Source organism: Pseudoxanthobacter soli DSM 19599, from assembly GCF_900148505.1.
Taxonomy (GTDB): Bacteria; Pseudomonadota; Alphaproteobacteria; order Rhizobiales; family Segnochrobactraceae; genus Pseudoxanthobacter; species Pseudoxanthobacter soli.
The window spans coordinates 569,523-584,992 of sequence record NZ_FRXO01000001.1; the positions used below are offsets into that span (position 1 = coordinate 569,523).

Below are 15,470 nucleotides of genomic sequence, written 5' to 3' on the forward strand. Positions count from 1 at the left end.
ACAGGCCCGGCCGCGTCGGCGCCGTGGTGAGGGAACCCGCCTCAGTCGCCATAGGCGTGCCCCGCGCGCAGGCCCTCGCGCACCCGGTGCGCCACCGCGATGAACTCCGGCGTCTCGCGGATCGAGAGATCGCGGTCGCGCGGGAAGTCGCAATCGATCACGTCGATGATCCGGCCCGGCCGGGGCGACATCACAACGATCTTGGTGGAGAGGAATACCGCCTCCTGGATGGAGTGGGTGACGAACACCACCGTCTTGGCGGTCGCGCGCCACAGCTTCAGGAGTTCCTCGTTCAGATGGTCGCGGACGATCTCGTCGAGGGCGCCGAACGGCTCGTCCATCAGCAGCAGCGCCGGCTCGAACGACAGCGCGCGCGCGATCGAGGCGCGCTGCTGCATCCCGCCGGAAAGCTGCCAGGGAAATTTGCGCTCGAAGCCGGCGAGATTGACGAGCGCGAGCTGCTTGCGCGCCCGCTCCAGCCGCTCGGCCTTCGGCAGGCCCATGATCTCCAGCGGCAGCATCACGTTGCGCTCGATGGTGCGCCACGGATAGAGCGCCGGCGCCTGGAAGACGTAGCCGTAGCGCCGCGCGAGACGGGCCTCTTCGGGCGTGCGCCCGTCGACCTCGATGGAGCCCGCGGTCGGCTGCTCCAGATCGGCGATCACCCGCATCAGCGTGGTCTTGCCGCAACCGGACGGGCCGATCAGCGAAACGAACTCGCCGGCCGCGATGTCGATGGAGATATCGGACAGGGCATAGACCGGCCCGTCGGCGGTCGCGAAGGTCAGATCGAGCCCGCGAACCGAGATCGCCTTCGGCGGCGGCGTCACCTCGGTCCGTGGAACTGCGCTCGCGTTGGCGGCACTCATGGTCTTCCTGCTCCGTTCCGCGGGGTGACTGCAATCCGCACCGCAACGAGTCGTCCTGCGGTTGTCAGATTTGCCGCTCCGCGAGCGATATTCAATCGTTCCGTCGTTTGCCGGCGGCGTGCCGCGCCGTCCGCCGGGACCGTCGCCCGCGAAAGCCTCTTTCCGCCGGCGCCCGCCTCCAATCGCAAACCTCGTGCCAGCTTGCCACGGCAGAAAAAACCGCCGCCGCACGGCACTTGGGCTAAACTCGGCGTCGGCGCCGCAGGCCGGCGGATGCCATCCTTTGACCAACTGGACAAGAATTAGGCAGTCGCGCGCCATGACGAACGACGGACGACACGATTCCGCCGCGCTCTCCTCCCCGACCGCATCCACCGGGGCGACGGCCGCGCAACCAGCCCGTGGCCGGACGCGGATCGGCGAGGCGAATATCGAGCGCATTCTCGACGCGGCGACGGAGGTGTTCTCGGCCTACGGCTTCCATGGCGCCCGGATCGGCGACATCGCCGAATCCGCGGGCATGTCGAAGCCCAACCTGCTCTACTATTTCCCGTCCAAGGAAGCGCTCTACACCGCCGCCCTGTCGCAGACGCTCGAGATGTGGGTGGTGCCGCTCGGCGAGATCGACGACGCCCAGGAACCGGCGGATGCCTTGAAAGGCTACATCGTGCGCAAGCTCGAAGCCTCGCGGGCGCGGCCAGCGGCCTCGCGGCTGTTCGCGATGGAAGTCATCCAGGGGGCGCCGAACCTGATGCCGCTGCTGACCGGTCCGCTGCGGGACATGGTGGACGCCAAAGTGGCGACGATGACGCGCTGGATCGAGGCGGGGCGGCTCGCTCCCATCGACCCCTTGCATTTCATCTTCTCGATCTGGGCGACGACGCAGCACTATGCCGACTTCTCGGTGCAGATACGCGCCCTCGCCGGCTCCGATCTGTCGAACGAGGCCTTCTTCAACCGCACCCGCGACGCGCTGCTCGACGTGCTGCTGAAGGGTGTGCTGCCGCGGAAATAATCCGGCCGGCTTGTGTCGTCCGGCCTGTGTCGCACCATCGCCCGAAATCACGTCCGAACGAAAAAAGGCGGCCCCGAGGGACCGCCTTTTCTTTTCTCTGAGCACCGCGACATTCCGAACGCCATGGCCGGTGCGTTCCGGCCATGGCCTCTCGAAGTCCGGCCGGATGGACGTCCTCAGAAGTCCATGCCGCCCATGCCGCCCATACCGCCAGCCGGAAGCGCCGGAGCGTCCTTCTTCGGCTTCTCGGCGATCAGGGCCTCGGTGGTCAGCAGCAGCGAGGAGACCGATGCGGCGTTCTGCAGCGCGGTACGCACCACCTTCGCCGGATCGATGACGCCGATCTTGAAGAGATCGCCGAACTCGCCGGTCTGGGCGTTCCAGCCATAGGCCAGCTCATCGCTCTCCAGCAGCTTGCCGACGATGATCGAGCCATCGGCGCCCGCGTTCTGGGCGATCTGGCGAGCCGGCGCCTGCACGGCGCGGCGGACGATCTCGACGCCGGTCTTCTGGTCGTCGTTGGCGGGCTTCACGCTGTCGAGCGCCTTCAGGGCGCGCAGGAGGGCGAGACCGCCACCCGGCAGGATGCCTTCCTCGACCGCGGCGCGGGTCGCATGGAGCGCGTCGTCAACGCGGTCCTTCTTCTCCTTCACCTCGACCTCGGTCGCGCCGCCGACGCGGATCACCGCGACGCCGCCGGCGAGCTTCGCCAGACGCTCCTGCAGCTTCTCGCGGTCGTAGTCCGAGGTGGTCTCCTCGATCTGCGCCTTGATCTGTGCCACGCGGGCCTCGATGTCGGAACGGGCGCCGACGCCGTCGACGATCGTGGTGTCTTCCTTGCTGATCGACACCTTCTTGGCGCGGCCGAGCAGGTCGAGCGTCACGTTCTCAAGCTTGATGCCGAGATCTTCGGAGATCACGGTGCCGCCGGTGAGGATCGCGATGTCCTCGAGCATCGCCTTGCGGCGATCGCCGAAGCCCGGAGCCTTCACGGCCGCGATCTTCAGGCCGCCGCGCAGCTTGTTGACGACGAGCGTGGCGAGAGCCTCACCCTCGACGTCCTCGGCGATGATCACCAGCGGGCGGGCCGACTGAACGACGGCCTCGAGCACCGGCAGCAGCGCCTGGAGCGAGGAGAGCTTCTTCTCGTGGATGAGGATGTAGGGGTCTTCGAGCTCGACGCGCATCTTCTCGGCGTCGGTCACGAAATAGGGCGAGAGGTAGCCGCGGTCGAACTGCATGCCCTCGACGACCTCAAGCTCGGTCTCGAGCGACTTGGCTTCCTCGACGGTGATGACGCCCTCGTTGCCGACCTTCTTCACGGCCTCGGCCAGGAAACGGCCGACTTCGCTGTCGCCGTTGGCCGAGATGGTGCCGACCTGCTCGATTTCCTCGTTGGTCGTAACCTTGCGGGCCTTGGACTTCAGGTCCGCGACCAGCGCCTCGACGGCGAGGTCGACGCCGCGCTTCAGGTCCATCGGGTTCATGCCGGCGGCAACCGCCTTGGCGCCCTCGCGAACGATCGCCTGGGCGAGCACGGTGGCGGTGGTGGTGCCGTCACCGGCGAGGTCGTTGGTCTTGGAGGCGACTTCGCGGACGAGCTGGGCGCCGAGATTCTCGAACTTGTCCTCAAGCTCGATTTCCTTGGCGACGCTCACGCCGTCCTTGGTGATGCGCGGGGCGCCGAAGGACTTTTCGATCACGACATTGCGCCCCTTCGGGCCGAGCGTGACCTTCACCGCGTTGGCGAGGATGTCGACGCCGCGCAGCATCTTGTCGCGCGCGTCGACCGAGAACTTAACCTCTTTGGCAGCCATTGGATTTCTCTCCAGATATCTCTTGGACCCAGGCCTCGGGCCGCGGGACTTGTCCCGGGCGTCACGTCGAGGCGGATCCGGATTTCAGCCTTGGAAACGAAAGGTCCGGTCGGGCCTCGTCAGGCCGCCTTCTGGGCGGTAACGGTGGCCTCGATCACGCCGAGGATGTCGCTCTCCTTCATGATGAGGAGATCCTGGCCGTCGATCTTCACCTCGGTGCCGGACCACTTGCCGAACAGAACCCGGTCGCCGGGCTTCACGTCGAGCGCGATCAGTTCGCCCTTGTCGTTGCGCGCGCCGGGACCGACGGCGACGACCTCGCCCTCCTGGGGCTTTTCCTTGGCGGTGTCGGGAATAATGATCCCGCCCTTGGTCTTCTCTTCAGCGTCAATGCGACGGACGACGATGCGATCGTGCAGCGGCCGGAACGTCATGGTTATTCCTCCATGCAAGGCTAGGATGACCCATTTCTTCCAATCCGGGCGGACCCTCATGAGGCGTGCCGACCCGGTGCGACGTCGATTTGGGGGAATTCACCGGGCCGATCAAGAGGGGGACGAAAAAATTTTGGCACTCGTGCGAGGAGAGTGCCAGCATCCGCTCCGTCGGCCATCCGCAGAGCCGCGAAGCGGCGTCACCGGCAGGATTAAACACACGATCAGACAGTGCCTTACGGCGAAACCATCGCCCGGTCCGGCGCGCCAAGCCGCGCATCAGCGATTTGCGCGGGGTCGATCGAATTGTGAGGGAAGGTCGCGATCAGCGAAGGAAGTGGTGGGTGTACAAGGGCTCGAACCTTGGACCCGCTGATTAAGAGTCAGCTGCTCTACCAACTGAGCTATACACCCGTCCGTCCGGCGCCGTTGGCGTCGTCGTGAGCGGTCATATACGGGGATCGGATCGCCGACGCAACACGCTATTTTCGATTTTTCGGAACGGGCCTGTGGATGAATCCCCGACGCCGCACCCGGGACGGCCGTGCCGGGGCAGACCGGCGCAGGGGTTTCGGACCTGCGACGCACTGCGATGAAAGGTCTTCGGAAACGCCCGTACGGGCAGGGACTTACCGCCCTTCGGCCAGCAGGACGGCCGGATTTTCCGTGCCGGCATCGAGATCGTGGATCCGCACCTGCGGACAGACGCGCCGCGCGATGTCGCAGAGATGGCGATGGTGGGTGAGATAGATCACCTGCCCCACCCCGGCCATGTCGGCGAACAGCCGGAACGCCTCCTCGGCGCGGAAATCGTCGAAGGTCTCCATGATGTCGTCTGCCACGAACGGCACCGGGCGGCGCGTCTCGGCGAACTCGTGGTAGCCGGCAACGCGCAGCGCCAGATAGAGCTGGAAGCGCGTTCCCTTGGAGAGTTCGTCGGCGAGCTTCGAGGCACCGTCCGCGGCGATGGCGACCAGAATTTCGCCGTCCTTGCCCGGCTGGGCGGCCAGCCCGCGATAGGCGCCGCGACTGATGGTACGGAATGCTTCCGAGGCGCGGGCCATCATCGCGCTGCGGTGACGGTCACGATAGAGGCGAAGCGCATGGCCAGCGGCGGCGGCCCCGATCCGCAGCCTCAGATATCTATGCGCGCCGTCCTCGATCTCCAGAAGCGTGGTCTGGCGGCGTTCCTCGATCCGCGCGACCGCGTCGTCGCCGCCGATGGCATTCAGGCGATCTTCGGCCTTGCTGTGCGCGGAGAACAGCTCCCGCACGCGGCCGTCCTCGCCTTCGAAGCGCGCATCCAGTTCCGCACGCTCGGCTTCGAGCGCTCTGCGCTCCACATCGCCCAGCACGGCCTCGGCCTCCTCCAGCGTCGGCAGGTTCGTCGCATCGAGGATGTCGCGGACGATGTCGTCCTGCTGCCGGCGCAGCTCCGTCCGCCGCTCGATGGCCCGCAGCACGGTCTCGGCTTCGTTCAGCGTCTCGACGCCGAGGAACGCGGTGATTTCGTCGCTGCGGGCCTTATGGCCGGAAAGCGCGGCGGCGATCTCCCGGCCGGTGTCGACGGCCTCCTCCAGCTTTCGACCGAGTTCCCGACGCCTGACGCGGACATCCTCGGCGGTCTTTACGCGCTCCTCGATTGCGGCCGACCGGTCGAGAACGCCTCCCGGCGCCGAGAGATCGAGCATGCCCGCGAGCCTGTCCACCTCCGCGGCGAAATCGGCCTGGTCGCGCTCCATCTTCTCGATACGGTCGGCAAGATTCGTCCGCTTGGCGAGCGCCGGACCAAGATCGCCCACCGCCACGAGGATTTCGCGGACGATACCGACCGCCGGCACGGTCCCGCCCTCGCCGAGCCACGTGGCGGCGCAGGCCTCGTCCCAGGCTCGCTGCCAGTCCCGCCCGGCGATTCGCGCCTCTTCCAGGTCCCGCGTCCGCTCCTCGACCTTGCGTCGCCCCTGCGCGATGGCCTCGCGCAGCGCAGCCAGTTCGGTCTGCCTGTCGAGCGCGGCCTCTGCGACCGCCATCATGGCTTCGAAATCCTGCACCGGGTCGTGGGCCACGCCCGACGCGGCGAGCGCACCGGCGAGCCGCCCACGGGCGGCCTCGCCATCGGCCTGGGCCTCCGCCAGATCGCGCTCGGCCTCACGCAGTGCGGCCAGGCCTTCCAGCGCCTTGTCCCGGCGCGCCAGCCAGGCTTCCAGCACGGCCGGAGCCATGTCGGCGGAAAGCCCGGGCGCGAAAGCACGGATCGCCTGTGTCATCCGATCCTGCCAGGCCGCAAGGGACGCACGCGCCTTCGCGGCCAGCCCCTCTGTCCGGCCGATATCGACCTCGGCCAGCGCGAGCGCACGCTCCGCCTGCCGCTGCTGCGCCAGTTCCGAGGCGTGGGACAGCCGTGCGGCGGCAATCCGGTCGTCGTGTCCCATTGCATCCGCGAACGCATCGGCCGTCACGGCATCGAGCGCGGCGCGATGGGCTGTCCATGCCTCGTCGCGGGCGACGCGAACACGGTGGGCTTCGTCGGCACCGACGAGCCCGGCCGACCGTGCGATGACGTCGATTTCCGCCCTCAGCCTCGCCGCCTCGGCGCGGAGGCGGTCCAGTTCCTCCTCGCGGCGGGCCACCTCGCGCTGCGCATCCTGGATGCCGGTCCGCCAGCCATCGATCTCACCGGCCTCCGGCACGACCATGTTGATCAGCGCGTCCGGCTCGCCGTGCCACGGCTTCAGCGCCCTTAGAGCGTCGTCCAGTGCCGCCTGCCGGTTCGCCCTCGCCCGCTCCGCAAGGCGGCGGCGCGCGGCGTGATCGTCGGCGCGCAGAGCGGTCACGGTCGCCCGCAGCGCGGCGTCGCGGGCACTGCCGTCTCTCGCCGCGACCGTGTCGTCGCCCGCCGCGTCGCGGAACCGCGCTTCCGCCTCGGCCAGATCGCGCTCCGCGCGCGACAGCTCGGCTTCCGCCGCCCGCGATCGCGCATCGATGCCGGACCGTGCCTCGATCAGCGTTCGCAGCGTGCCCAACGCGGGCGCCCCGAGCACGAGGCGGCCCGGATTTCCCTCCCCGCCCCGCCCGATCCGGTCGAGGATTCCGGATATGGTGCCGTCGACCTCGCGCAGGCTAAGCCGGCGCTCGGGCAGGTCGCGATCCGCCGTCATGTGGCGCGCGCGCAGCTCGGCGAGGGCCGTGGCCTGTGCGGCGACGTTTAGGGCGGCATCGTCGTGTTCGAGGCCGTCGAGTTCCCCCCGCAGGTTCGCGATGGTCCCGTCGATCGCCTCCAGGCGCGCGGAATGCCGGGCGAGTTCCTCGCGGAGCCGCGGCAGTTCACGCAGCCAGCCGGCCGGCGCGTCCGGCAGGTCGTCCAGCCCGGCAAGCTCCCCACGCACCGTCTTCAACGACGCGAGCCGCGGCAGCGCGGCGAGAAGGCGGCGGATCTCGTCGATGCGCACGCTCGTCCGCGCGCGCTCGCCGAGAGCCGTCTCGTAATGCAGCCGCGCGTCGTCGCGCTCCGCCACCAGCCGACGATATTCGGTCGCGAGGATGTCGAGGCTGTCGCGCTCCTGCTTCAGAGTTGCAAGCCGCGCCTTGAGGTCCGCGAGTTCGCCGCTGCGGGCATTCGCCCGATGAAAGCGGTCGGCCTCTGCGTCGAGATCTGCAAGGCGCCGGCTGAGGTCGGCAAGGCCGGCGCTGGCCGAAAACAGCAACTGACCGAGGTCGCCCTTGCTGCCGAGGATGCTCTCGCCCCCCTTCTCCAGCGTCTCGTCGTCGAGCGAGAACATGGTGCGGTAGGCGTCGCGGTCGATCGCGCCGAGTTCCGCCTGAAGGATCGCCTCCGAGACCGGACGGTCGTGGGCATCGAGCAGGGTGTTCTGCCGGCCGCGAACGCGCGCGAGCTCGAACGTGCCCGAACCAAGTTCGAGCACGCCACCGACGCGCATGGTCGAGTAGGGATGCAGGAAGTTGAACCGGCTGCGGAATTCGATGCCGTAGAGCAGATCGAGCAACGCGGAGAACGCGGTCGACTTTCCCGCTTCGTTCGGCCCGTAGACGATATGGAGATCCGGCCCGTCCCCCAACTGCTCGCCGAAGGCGATGCTGCGGTCGGTAAACTTGCCGTAGCGGGCGAGATCGAGGCGTCTGATGCGCATCACGCCTCTCCGTCGTCGGCGCCGGCGTGGAGCCGGGCGAGCGCATCTTCGGTGCCCTCGTCGATCAAGGCTGCGACCGCCGCCTCGAACGCCGCCTCGTCCGTGCCGAAAAGCCGGCGGCTCTCCGGCGGCAGGCGAGCGGCGAGATCGTTCACGATCCGCGACGCCTCCATACGGAAGGCGGCCGAACCCGCTACCTCCTCGGCGATCAGGCGCCGCAGTTCGATCAGCGGGGCTTCCGGCCCCGCCGTCGCGGTCGCCGCTCCGTCCGGTCGGGTTTCGATCTCTACGCTCTCCACCCAGCAGGCCCCTATCGCGGCCGCCCGCTCGTCGAGATCCGTCTTCAGCAGGTCGATGTCGCGACGCAGGCGCCAGGACAGCGGCGTCGCTCCGGTGAGCTTCAGGCGGGCCACCAGATGGTCCGAGGCAAGTCCGTGCCGCGCTTCCGCCAGCGCGGCTTCGCCGGCGCGGACCAGTTCGGCCCAGTCCTCGATCCCGCTCACGTCGAACGGCACCCGCTCGAACTGCGCGACACTGGTGACGCGCTCCTCAATGGTGATCGTGCGATCATCGGCGACGGTGACGAGCGAGACCGATTTCGGGCCGGCCTCGTTGATGTCGCGGCCCTGCGGCATTCCCGGCATCACCACGGCGCGCTGGCCTTCGACAACGGACCGCTTGTGGATGTGGCCGAGAGCCCAGTAATCGAAGCCGGCCGCCTGCAGGTCCGCCACGCTGCACGGCGCGTAGTTGTCGTGCCCTGGCGCGCCGGCGAGGCTGGTGTGGAGAAGGCCGATATTGACCGCGCCCGCCACGGGCGGCCGGTACTTGTCGAGCAGGCTTTCCGGCGCATGCCTGTCGCGGAAGCTCAGGCCGTGGATCGTGACCGGAAAGGTTCCCGCCGGCCGGTCGATCTCGATCGCGCCCGCCCGGCCGCCGAACACCGTCACCGACTCCGGAAACACCAGTTCCCGCGTGATCTGAGACATCGCATCGTGGTTGCCGCGGATCACGAACGTGGCGATGCCGGCCTCGTGCAGCCGCCTCACCTGCTCGGCGAGAAAGCGGGCCGTCTTCATCGATGTCTGCGTGCCGTCGTAGAGATCGCCGGCAAGGATCAGCGCATCGACCTCCTCAGCGAGGCAAAGGTCCACGACACGCACGAAGGCGCGCCGCGTCGCGTTGCCGACGAGATCGGCCAGCGCGGGATCGCGCAGCGACAGCGACTTGAGCGGGGAATCGAGGTGGATGTCCGCCGCATGGATGAAGCGATAGGCCGCGATCTCCGCCTCCGGAAGTTCCCGAACGTTGCGCTCGCAGAGGTAAAGCCGTTCGCAGGCACCTTCAAGAAAGGCGCCCGCTTATCGCTGGAACCCGTCGCCGATGGCCTCAGCGCGAATTGACCGGCAGATAGGGCGTCAGCGCGTGGGCGAGGTTCGGCAGTGTCATGGATTGCAGCCAGACCGTACCCGGCCCCGTCAGCCGCGCGAGGAACAGCCCGTCGCCGCCGAACATGATGTTGCGGATGCCGCGCATCATCTCGATCTCGAAGCCGACGCCATCCGCGAACAGCCCGACATGGCCGGGATGGACCAGCATGGACTGGCCGGGTTCCAGGTCGTAGACCGCGACCTCGCCGCCGAGTTCGATCCAGGCCGTGCCCTGGCCCTCGATCTTCTGCAGCACGAAGCCGTTGCCGCCGAACAGGCCGGCACCGAGCGACTGCTGGAAGCCGATGCCGACGCCGAGCCCATCGGTGCCGCACAGGAAGCCGCTGCGATGCACGTAGAGCGGCTGGCCGGATTCGACGGGCACCTGCCGGATCTCGCCGGGAATCTTTGCCGCGAACGCCACCATCGCCGGGGAACGGCCGGCCGAGAACTCGGTCATGAACAGCCCGCCGCCGCCGAGGGCGCGGCCGAGGGCCCCGAACAGACCGCTCGCTCCGCCGGTCGCCGTGGTGGTGTTGAGCGAAATGTCGCCCGCCATCCAGGAGAGCCTGTCGGGTTCGGCGATGATGCGCTCGCCGGGATCGAGCGTCAGTTCCAGAACCGGCAGCGTCGTTCCGATCGTCTTGGTCCGCATGGGATTCCCCTCCCTCGTGTCCGATCCGGCATTTCCGGCGCGAAGCCTGCCCCCCGGGGTCAGGTCCAGTCGAGCCCTGCATCCTTATCCACGACCGTGGCACCGTCCACCCAGACCCGGCGGACATTCGCCCGCGCGGCACCGTAGACGATGCGCTGGAGCACGTCCTCCGGTTCGTCCAGGTCGGGCCAGAGCGTCAGGTCCGCATCGGGCACGGTGGTGTCGATCACCATGGCATCGAACGCGAACCCCGGCGCGATCACGCCGATCGGCAGATCGAGCGCGATACCGCCACCGGCCGTGGCGAGCCAGAACGCCTCGGCGAAATCGATCGCGGCGCCCGGCCGGCCGCGCTTGTCCGGCGCGATCCTCGCATCGACGCCGTCCGCCAGCATCCGCGACGCCGCGATCGCATGGCGGCAGGCCGAGAAGATCGAGGCGTCGGGTCCGCCGGAGATGTCGGTGCCAAGGCCGACATGAAGTTTCTTCTCAAGTGCCTGCGCCAACGGGAAGACAGCGTTGGAGAAATAGGCGTTCGAGAGCGGGCAGTGACCGATGCCTGCGCCGCAGCCGCCGATGGCGTCCATGTCGTCGTCGCAGATGAAGTTCGAGTGCGCGAGGATCGTCCGCCGCCCCAGAAGGCCGAACGCCTCAAGGCTGCGGGTGTCGGTGGCGCCGAGGCGATGTCGCACGAAGTCGTGCTCCCAGTCGCTTTCCGAACAATGGGTCTGAACGTGCAGGCCGGTCTGCCGCGCGAGGCGGCCCAGTTCCTCCAGAGCGTCATTGGTGCAGGCGGGGATGAAGCGCGGCGTGATCACCGGGCGCACCCGGCCCTCCGGCCCGGCCAGCCGCTGGACGTGCTCGATGAACATCTCCGTCTCGGCAACGGCGATGGTCGCAGAGGCATCGCGGTAATAGTCCGGACAGAGCGTCGGATCGTCCATCACCACCTTGCCGACCAGCGCGCGCTGGCCCTTGGCATGGCAGAGATCGGCGAGAAGCTTGGTCGCTCCGAGGTGAACGCTGCCGAAATAGAGCGCCGTGGTGGTGCCGTTGGCCAGCAGCGCGTCCACCAGCCCGCTGTAGGAGCGCGCGGCGAACTCGAGGTCGGCATAGCGTGCCTCGAGCGGAAACGTGCAGTTCGCCAGCCACTGCTCGAGCGGCAGGTGCAGCGCCTTGCCGATCTGGGGCCACTGAGGGGCATGAACGTGAAGATCCACCAGCCCCGGCAGCAGATATTGCCCGGCGCGCAGCAGGGTCAGCCGCCCCCCGGCGGCTGCCGCCTCGATCGTCGCCTCCTGGGCTGGATCGTCGGACTCGATCACCCGTTCGATCCGGCCGTCCTCGCCGACCGTCACTACGGCATCCTCGAGGATCTCGATCACGCCGCGCTCGGGCGTGTGGATCACGGTGCCCGCGACCGCCAGCAGGGGCGGTTCGCCGGCAGCGGTATCCGCTGCATTCGTCATTGGATGCGTCCCCCCGCTGCCGCTCCGTCCCGGCGCCGTCAGCCCAGCGCTATTTCGTGCGCGCGATCTGAAAACCGGCGAACGACTGGCTCACCGGCATCATCTCGATGGCATTGATGTTCATGTGCGGCGGAAGCGAGGCGACCCAGAGCAGCGTCTCGGCGATATCCACCGGCTGGATGGCGTTGGCGCCGCCATAGAGCGCGTCATAGGCCGCCTGGTCGCCGCCGGTGCGCACCAGCGTGAACTCGCTCTCGCACAGGCCGGGTTCGATCGAGGTGACGCGGACGCCGGTTCCCGCGAGATCGGACCTGAGGCCGAGCGAGAACTGGCGGACGAAAGCCTTTGTACCGCCGTAGACATTGCCGCCGGCATAGGGATAGGTCGCCGCGACCGAACTGAGGTTGATGATGGCGCCCTTGCGCTCGATCAGCGTCGGCAGCAGGCGGTGGGTGATCGTCACCAGCCCGGTGACATTGGTCGCGATCATCGTGCGCCACTGACCGAGGTCGCTCTTCTGCGCCGGCGCGGTGCCGAGCGCGAGCCCGGCATTGTTGATCAGGAGATCGACGCCCCTGAAGCCCTCGGGCAGCGAATCGATCGCGGCATCGATCGCCGCCTCGTCCTGGATGTCGAAGGCAGCGGCGTGGACGTGCTCCGACCCGCCGAGTTCCTCCACGAGGGTCGCAAGCCGGTCGGCCCGCCGTCCGGTGACGATGGCCTTCCAGCCGGCCGCCCGGAATTTCCGCGCCGTTGCCGCGCCGAAGCCTGCGGTGGCACCGGTGATGAGAACTGTTCCGGCCATGAGCTGCTACTCCATCCGTTCGAGCCTGTCCGAACCGCACGCGAAGGGAACGCGATGATCGGTTCGTGCGCGCTCAAACTATTGAAGTGAGCGCCCATTGAACAGGTTGTCGGTGGATGTCGAGCGCCCATGCGCGCGGGAACGCACGCCTGCCGCTCCCGAGCCGGAAAGCAGCGGCTCAGTTGGCGCGATGCAGGTCGAGGCCGAAGGTGTAGCTGACCGACATGCCGACGACGACCTGGTTCGGCGACCCGATGTTCTTCACGATCGGGCTGTCGGCGGCGGACCCGACCAGCCGGTCGTAGCGGACATAACCGGCCGTCGACCAGTTGTCGTCGAACTCGTAGTTCACCGCGGCGAGCGCGCCGACCGAGGTGATGCCGCCGCTCGGGTCGTAGGCGGTCAGCTTCGGGTTGACGAAAGCCGCCCTCTCGTTGACGCCGAAATAGGTGTCCGTGGTGGTGTCGTCACCGAGGACGAGGCGCGGGCCGAGGGAGAACGTGAACTTGTTCCACGGCTGCACATAATCGGCCTCGATGTTGCTCGACCAGCCGTAGTTGCCCTTCACCCCGTGCAGCACGTCGAACCGGGTGCGGATCATCGGCATCGGCCAGTATTCGACGAAGCCACCGACATTGAGGCCCCAGGGAATGCTGGCGGTGCCCTGAAGGTCGTCCTCGCTGTTGTAGCGGCCGGCCATGTAGCGGCCGACGACGCCGACCTTGAGGCCGGGATTGCCGAAGAGAGCGAAGCTGAAACCGTCGTCGGGCGCCTCGAACTCGGCCGGCTGGTCGGCCTGGCGGAGAGCGATCGACGGGAAGCCGGTCCAGTCCTTGCTCTTCGCGCCCCAGTAGGACGAGCCCCAGGCCCCGTTCCCGGTGATGGTGACGACCCAGTCCTTGGCCTTGTCCACCGCCACGACTTCCTGGGCCGGGGCTGCCGTCGGCAGCAGGGCCGCCGCACACGCGGCAAACGACAGGGAGCGGACGGCGCAGGGCTTCAAGGGCATCTCGATTTTCCTCCACCCGACGGAATCGAGCTCTTCCGGCGGGGACAGCAACGCTCTTCGAACGGGCACTTTAGCCGGCAAGAGTGAACAAGATGCAATCCCTGTCGCCATATCCGGCCGAGCGTCCATCGCGAACCATCGGACAATCCGCCGCCACCCGGCAGGATGGATTGCCCGATGCCAATGAAGCCGTTGGATGTTAAGGCTTGAATACGCTGCATGATGCGCAGGGGTTGGGGAACCGGCGCAGCGACCGGACGCCCCTTGATACGCTCGCAAGGAACGATCCGATGCCGACTTCATTTCCGCCTTCCGGCGACCGCAACCAGGGCAGCGGAGCCGGAGGCCCGAGAATGCCGCTGGGCGGTCCGTCGCTGTTCGGCGACCAGAACGCCTTCCGCAGAAAGCTTGAGGCGTTGCGCGCAAAATGGGGCTGGTTCGTCGCCGCCGGCGCGCTGATGGTGCTGTTCGGCGTCATCGCCCTCGGCAACCTGCTCGCCGCCACCGTCGCGGTGGTGTTCATGACCGGCATCATGCTGCTGATCGGCGGCGCGGTGCAGATCGCCCAGTCCTTCGGCGCGCGCGGCTGGGGCAAGGTGCTCTACTGGTTCGCGAGCGGCCTGATCTATGCCATCGCCGGCATCATCGCCCTCGCCCGCCCGATGGTCGCGGCCGACGTGTTCACGCTGATGTTCGGCATCACCGTCATCATCGTCGGCGGCTTCCGCATCATCGCGGCGCTCGACGCCAAGGGCGCGGCCGGCTGGCTGTGGGTGCTCGCCGGCGGCATCGTCACCACGCTGTTCGGCCTGCTCATCACCGCGCAGTGGCCGCAGAACACCGACTGGCTGATCGGCCTCGTGCTCGCCGTCGACCTTCTGTCGCAGGGCTTCACGTGGATCTTCTTCGGCCTCGCCATCCGCAAGCGCTGACGACACACGCGTCCGGCCGCCGCGGGCGGTGGCTCAGGCCGGATAGATCCACTGCTCCGGCACATGCACGGAGACCGCCTGGCCGGGGAACACGGGCCCCGGCCGCTCCACCCAGCCGATGACACCCCGAAGGCGCTTCGCGGCCTTCGGGAAACCGAGTTCCAGATCCGGCCGGTCCGGCACCTCGGCCGCGATGGCACGCCCCGCAATCTTGCAGGGGGCATTCTGCCCGGCGAGCGCCACCACAGCCCCATCCTCGAAGAACAGCCGCGTTCCCTTCGGCAGGAACGAGAACCGGGCGATGCCTTCGACGACGAGATTGGCGCCGATCCATTCCGGCCGGACTTCGGGGACATCGAGGCGCGTTGCGATCTCGGCGAGATCCTCAAGGGACAGAATCGAAAGCTGCCGGTCGTTGGCGATCTCGGTGCCGCGCGGAAACCACGGCTCGCGCCCGCCGGAGTGGCGGGTGAACCCGTGATGCCGGTCGCCCGCGATGCCGCCGTGAATGAGATCGAGCCGTTCGGCCGCCACGGTGCGGAAATCGCCGGGTTCCGCGGTCGCGAACGTGGCGACGAGCCGCGCGCGAAGCCGCCGGCCCGGAACGACGACGATATCCGGCTCCGGCGCGGTGCCCGCTTCGATCGGCAGCATGGGTTGATCGGACATCACGGTCTCCGACATCGGGTGTGACAAAGGGGACGCCGGACTTTCCGTCCTAGAGCATATCCCGTTCAGATCGGATCGATCTGAACGATAAAGATATGCTCAAGCTTTTGACTCTGGAGCGATTTCTTCTCGATCTGATGATTCCATCAGATCGGAAAGCGCTCTCGCCGAACCGGGCCGCGCTGAACGGAGCGTGGCGCGTGATCCGACGTGCGTTC

General features: G+C 67.8%; 12 protein-coding genes and 1 tRNA gene. 2 read left to right on the forward strand and 11 right to left on the reverse strand.

Annotation, left to right across the window (positions count from 1 at the left end):
* Window positions 1–41: 41 nt before the first annotated feature.
* Window positions 42–869, reverse strand: a complete 828-nt coding sequence (locus BUF17_RS02410) for an ABC transporter ATP-binding protein (protein ID WP_073625581.1) — start codon at window positions 867–869, stop codon at window positions 42–44.
* A gap of 319 nt (window positions 870–1,188) precedes the next feature.
* Here BUF17_RS02410 and rutR point away from each other — a divergent pair, with 319 nt between their 5' ends.
* The gene (rutR, locus tag BUF17_RS02415) at window positions 1,189–1,884 is read left to right on the forward strand and encodes an HTH-type transcriptional regulator RutR (RefSeq protein WP_073625582.1); all 696 of its coding nucleotides are present in this window, start codon (window positions 1,189–1,191) and stop codon (window positions 1,882–1,884) included.
* 176 nt (window positions 1,885–2,060) lie between these two features.
* Here rutR and groL read toward each other — a convergent pair whose 3' ends face one another.
* The 9 genes from groL to BUF17_RS02460 all read right to left on the reverse strand — a co-directional run bounded on the left by groL (window position 2,061) and on the right by BUF17_RS02460 (window position 13,651).
* Window positions 2,061–3,701, reverse strand: coding sequence for a chaperonin GroEL (gene groL / locus BUF17_RS02420; protein ID WP_073625583.1), 1,641 nt, complete (start codon window positions 3,699–3,701; stop codon window positions 2,061–2,063).
* Between the two features lie 119 nt (window positions 3,702–3,820).
* Window positions 3,821–4,135: a co-chaperone GroES gene (groES, locus tag BUF17_RS02425; RefSeq protein ID WP_073625584.1), complete on the reverse strand. Its 315-nt coding sequence runs from the start codon at window positions 4,133–4,135 to the stop codon at window positions 3,821–3,823.
* Between the two features lie 338 nt (window positions 4,136–4,473).
* A tRNA-Lys gene (locus BUF17_RS02430) sits at window positions 4,474–4,549 on the reverse strand.
* Window positions 4,550–4,764: 215 nt separating this feature from the next.
* Window positions 4,765–8,283 (reverse strand): ATP-binding protein, encoded by a 3,519-nt coding sequence (locus BUF17_RS02435; protein WP_073625585.1) that lies wholly within the window; start codon window positions 8,281–8,283, stop codon window positions 4,765–4,767.
* Window positions 8,283–9,566, reverse strand: coding sequence for a metallophosphoesterase family protein (locus BUF17_RS02440; RefSeq protein ID WP_073625586.1), 1,284 nt, complete (start codon window positions 9,564–9,566; stop codon window positions 8,283–8,285). The genes BUF17_RS02435 and BUF17_RS02440 overlap by 1 nt, the downstream gene beginning before the upstream one ends.
* 106 nt (window positions 9,567–9,672) lie before the next feature.
* A complete protein-coding gene (locus BUF17_RS02445; RefSeq protein ID WP_073625587.1) occupies window positions 9,673–10,368 on the reverse strand; it encodes a TIGR00266 family protein in 696 nt (231 codons plus the stop codon).
* Between the two features lie 59 nt (window positions 10,369–10,427).
* A complete protein-coding gene (guaD, locus tag BUF17_RS02450; RefSeq protein ID WP_073625588.1) occupies window positions 10,428–11,837 on the reverse strand; it encodes a guanine deaminase in 1,410 nt (469 codons plus the stop codon).
* A 49-nt stretch (window positions 11,838–11,886) separates the two neighbouring features.
* Window positions 11,887–12,642, reverse strand: coding sequence for an SDR family NAD(P)-dependent oxidoreductase (locus BUF17_RS02455; protein ID WP_073625589.1), 756 nt, complete (start codon window positions 12,640–12,642; stop codon window positions 11,887–11,889).
* A gap of 178 nt (window positions 12,643–12,820) precedes the next feature.
* Complete coding sequence (locus BUF17_RS02460; protein WP_073625590.1) at window positions 12,821–13,651, reverse strand: MipA/OmpV family protein; 831 nt, start codon at window positions 13,649–13,651, stop codon at window positions 12,821–12,823.
* Between the two features lie 353 nt (window positions 13,652–14,004).
* On the opposite strand from BUF17_RS02460, the gene BUF17_RS02465 reads away from it, so the two are divergent.
* Window positions 14,005–14,583, forward strand: coding sequence for an HdeD family acid-resistance protein (locus tag BUF17_RS02465; protein WP_073625591.1), 579 nt, complete (start codon window positions 14,005–14,007; stop codon window positions 14,581–14,583).
* Between the two features lie 33 nt (window positions 14,584–14,616).
* Here BUF17_RS02465 and BUF17_RS02470 read toward each other — a convergent pair whose 3' ends face one another.
* Window positions 14,617–15,252: an MOSC domain-containing protein gene (locus BUF17_RS02470; RefSeq protein ID WP_244530735.1), complete on the reverse strand. Its 636-nt coding sequence runs from the start codon at window positions 15,250–15,252 to the stop codon at window positions 14,617–14,619.
* Window positions 15,253–15,470: the final 218 nt, after the last annotated feature.

Coding starts and splice junctions, on each gene's coding strand:
- BUF17_RS02410 (WP_073625581.1), bottom strand. CDS start 869: ATGAGTGCCGCCAACGCGAGCGCAGTTCCACGGACCGAGGTGACGCCG.
- BUF17_RS02445 (WP_073625587.1), bottom strand. CDS start 10,368: ATGCGGACCAAGACGATCGGAACGACGCTGCCGGTTCTGGAACTGACG.
- BUF17_RS02465 (WP_073625591.1), top strand. CDS start 14,005: ATGCCGCTGGGCGGTCCGTCGCTGTTCGGCGACCAGAACGCCTTCCGC.
- BUF17_RS02435 (WP_073625585.1), bottom strand. CDS start 8,283: ATGCGCATCAGACGCCTCGATCTCGCCCGCTACGGCAAGTTTACCGAC.
- BUF17_RS02460 (WP_073625590.1), bottom strand. CDS start 13,651: ATGCCCTTGAAGCCCTGCGCCGTCCGCTCCCTGTCGTTTGCCGCGTGT.
- BUF17_RS02470 (WP_244530735.1), bottom strand. CDS start 15,252: ATGTCCGATCAACCCATGCTGCCGATCGAAGCGGGCACCGCGCCGGAG.
- groES (WP_073625584.1), bottom strand. CDS start 4,135: ATGACGTTCCGGCCGCTGCACGATCGCATCGTCGTCCGTCGCATTGAC.
- BUF17_RS02455 (WP_073625589.1), bottom strand. CDS start 12,642: ATGGCCGGAACAGTTCTCATCACCGGTGCCACCGCAGGCTTCGGCGCG.
- guaD (WP_073625588.1), bottom strand. CDS start 11,837: ATGACGAATGCAGCGGATACCGCTGCCGGCGAACCGCCCCTGCTGGCG.
- rutR (WP_073625582.1), top strand. CDS start 1,189: ATGACGAACGACGGACGACACGATTCCGCCGCGCTCTCCTCCCCGACC.
- groL (WP_073625583.1), bottom strand. CDS start 3,701: ATGGCTGCCAAAGAGGTTAAGTTCTCGGTCGACGCGCGCGACAAGATG.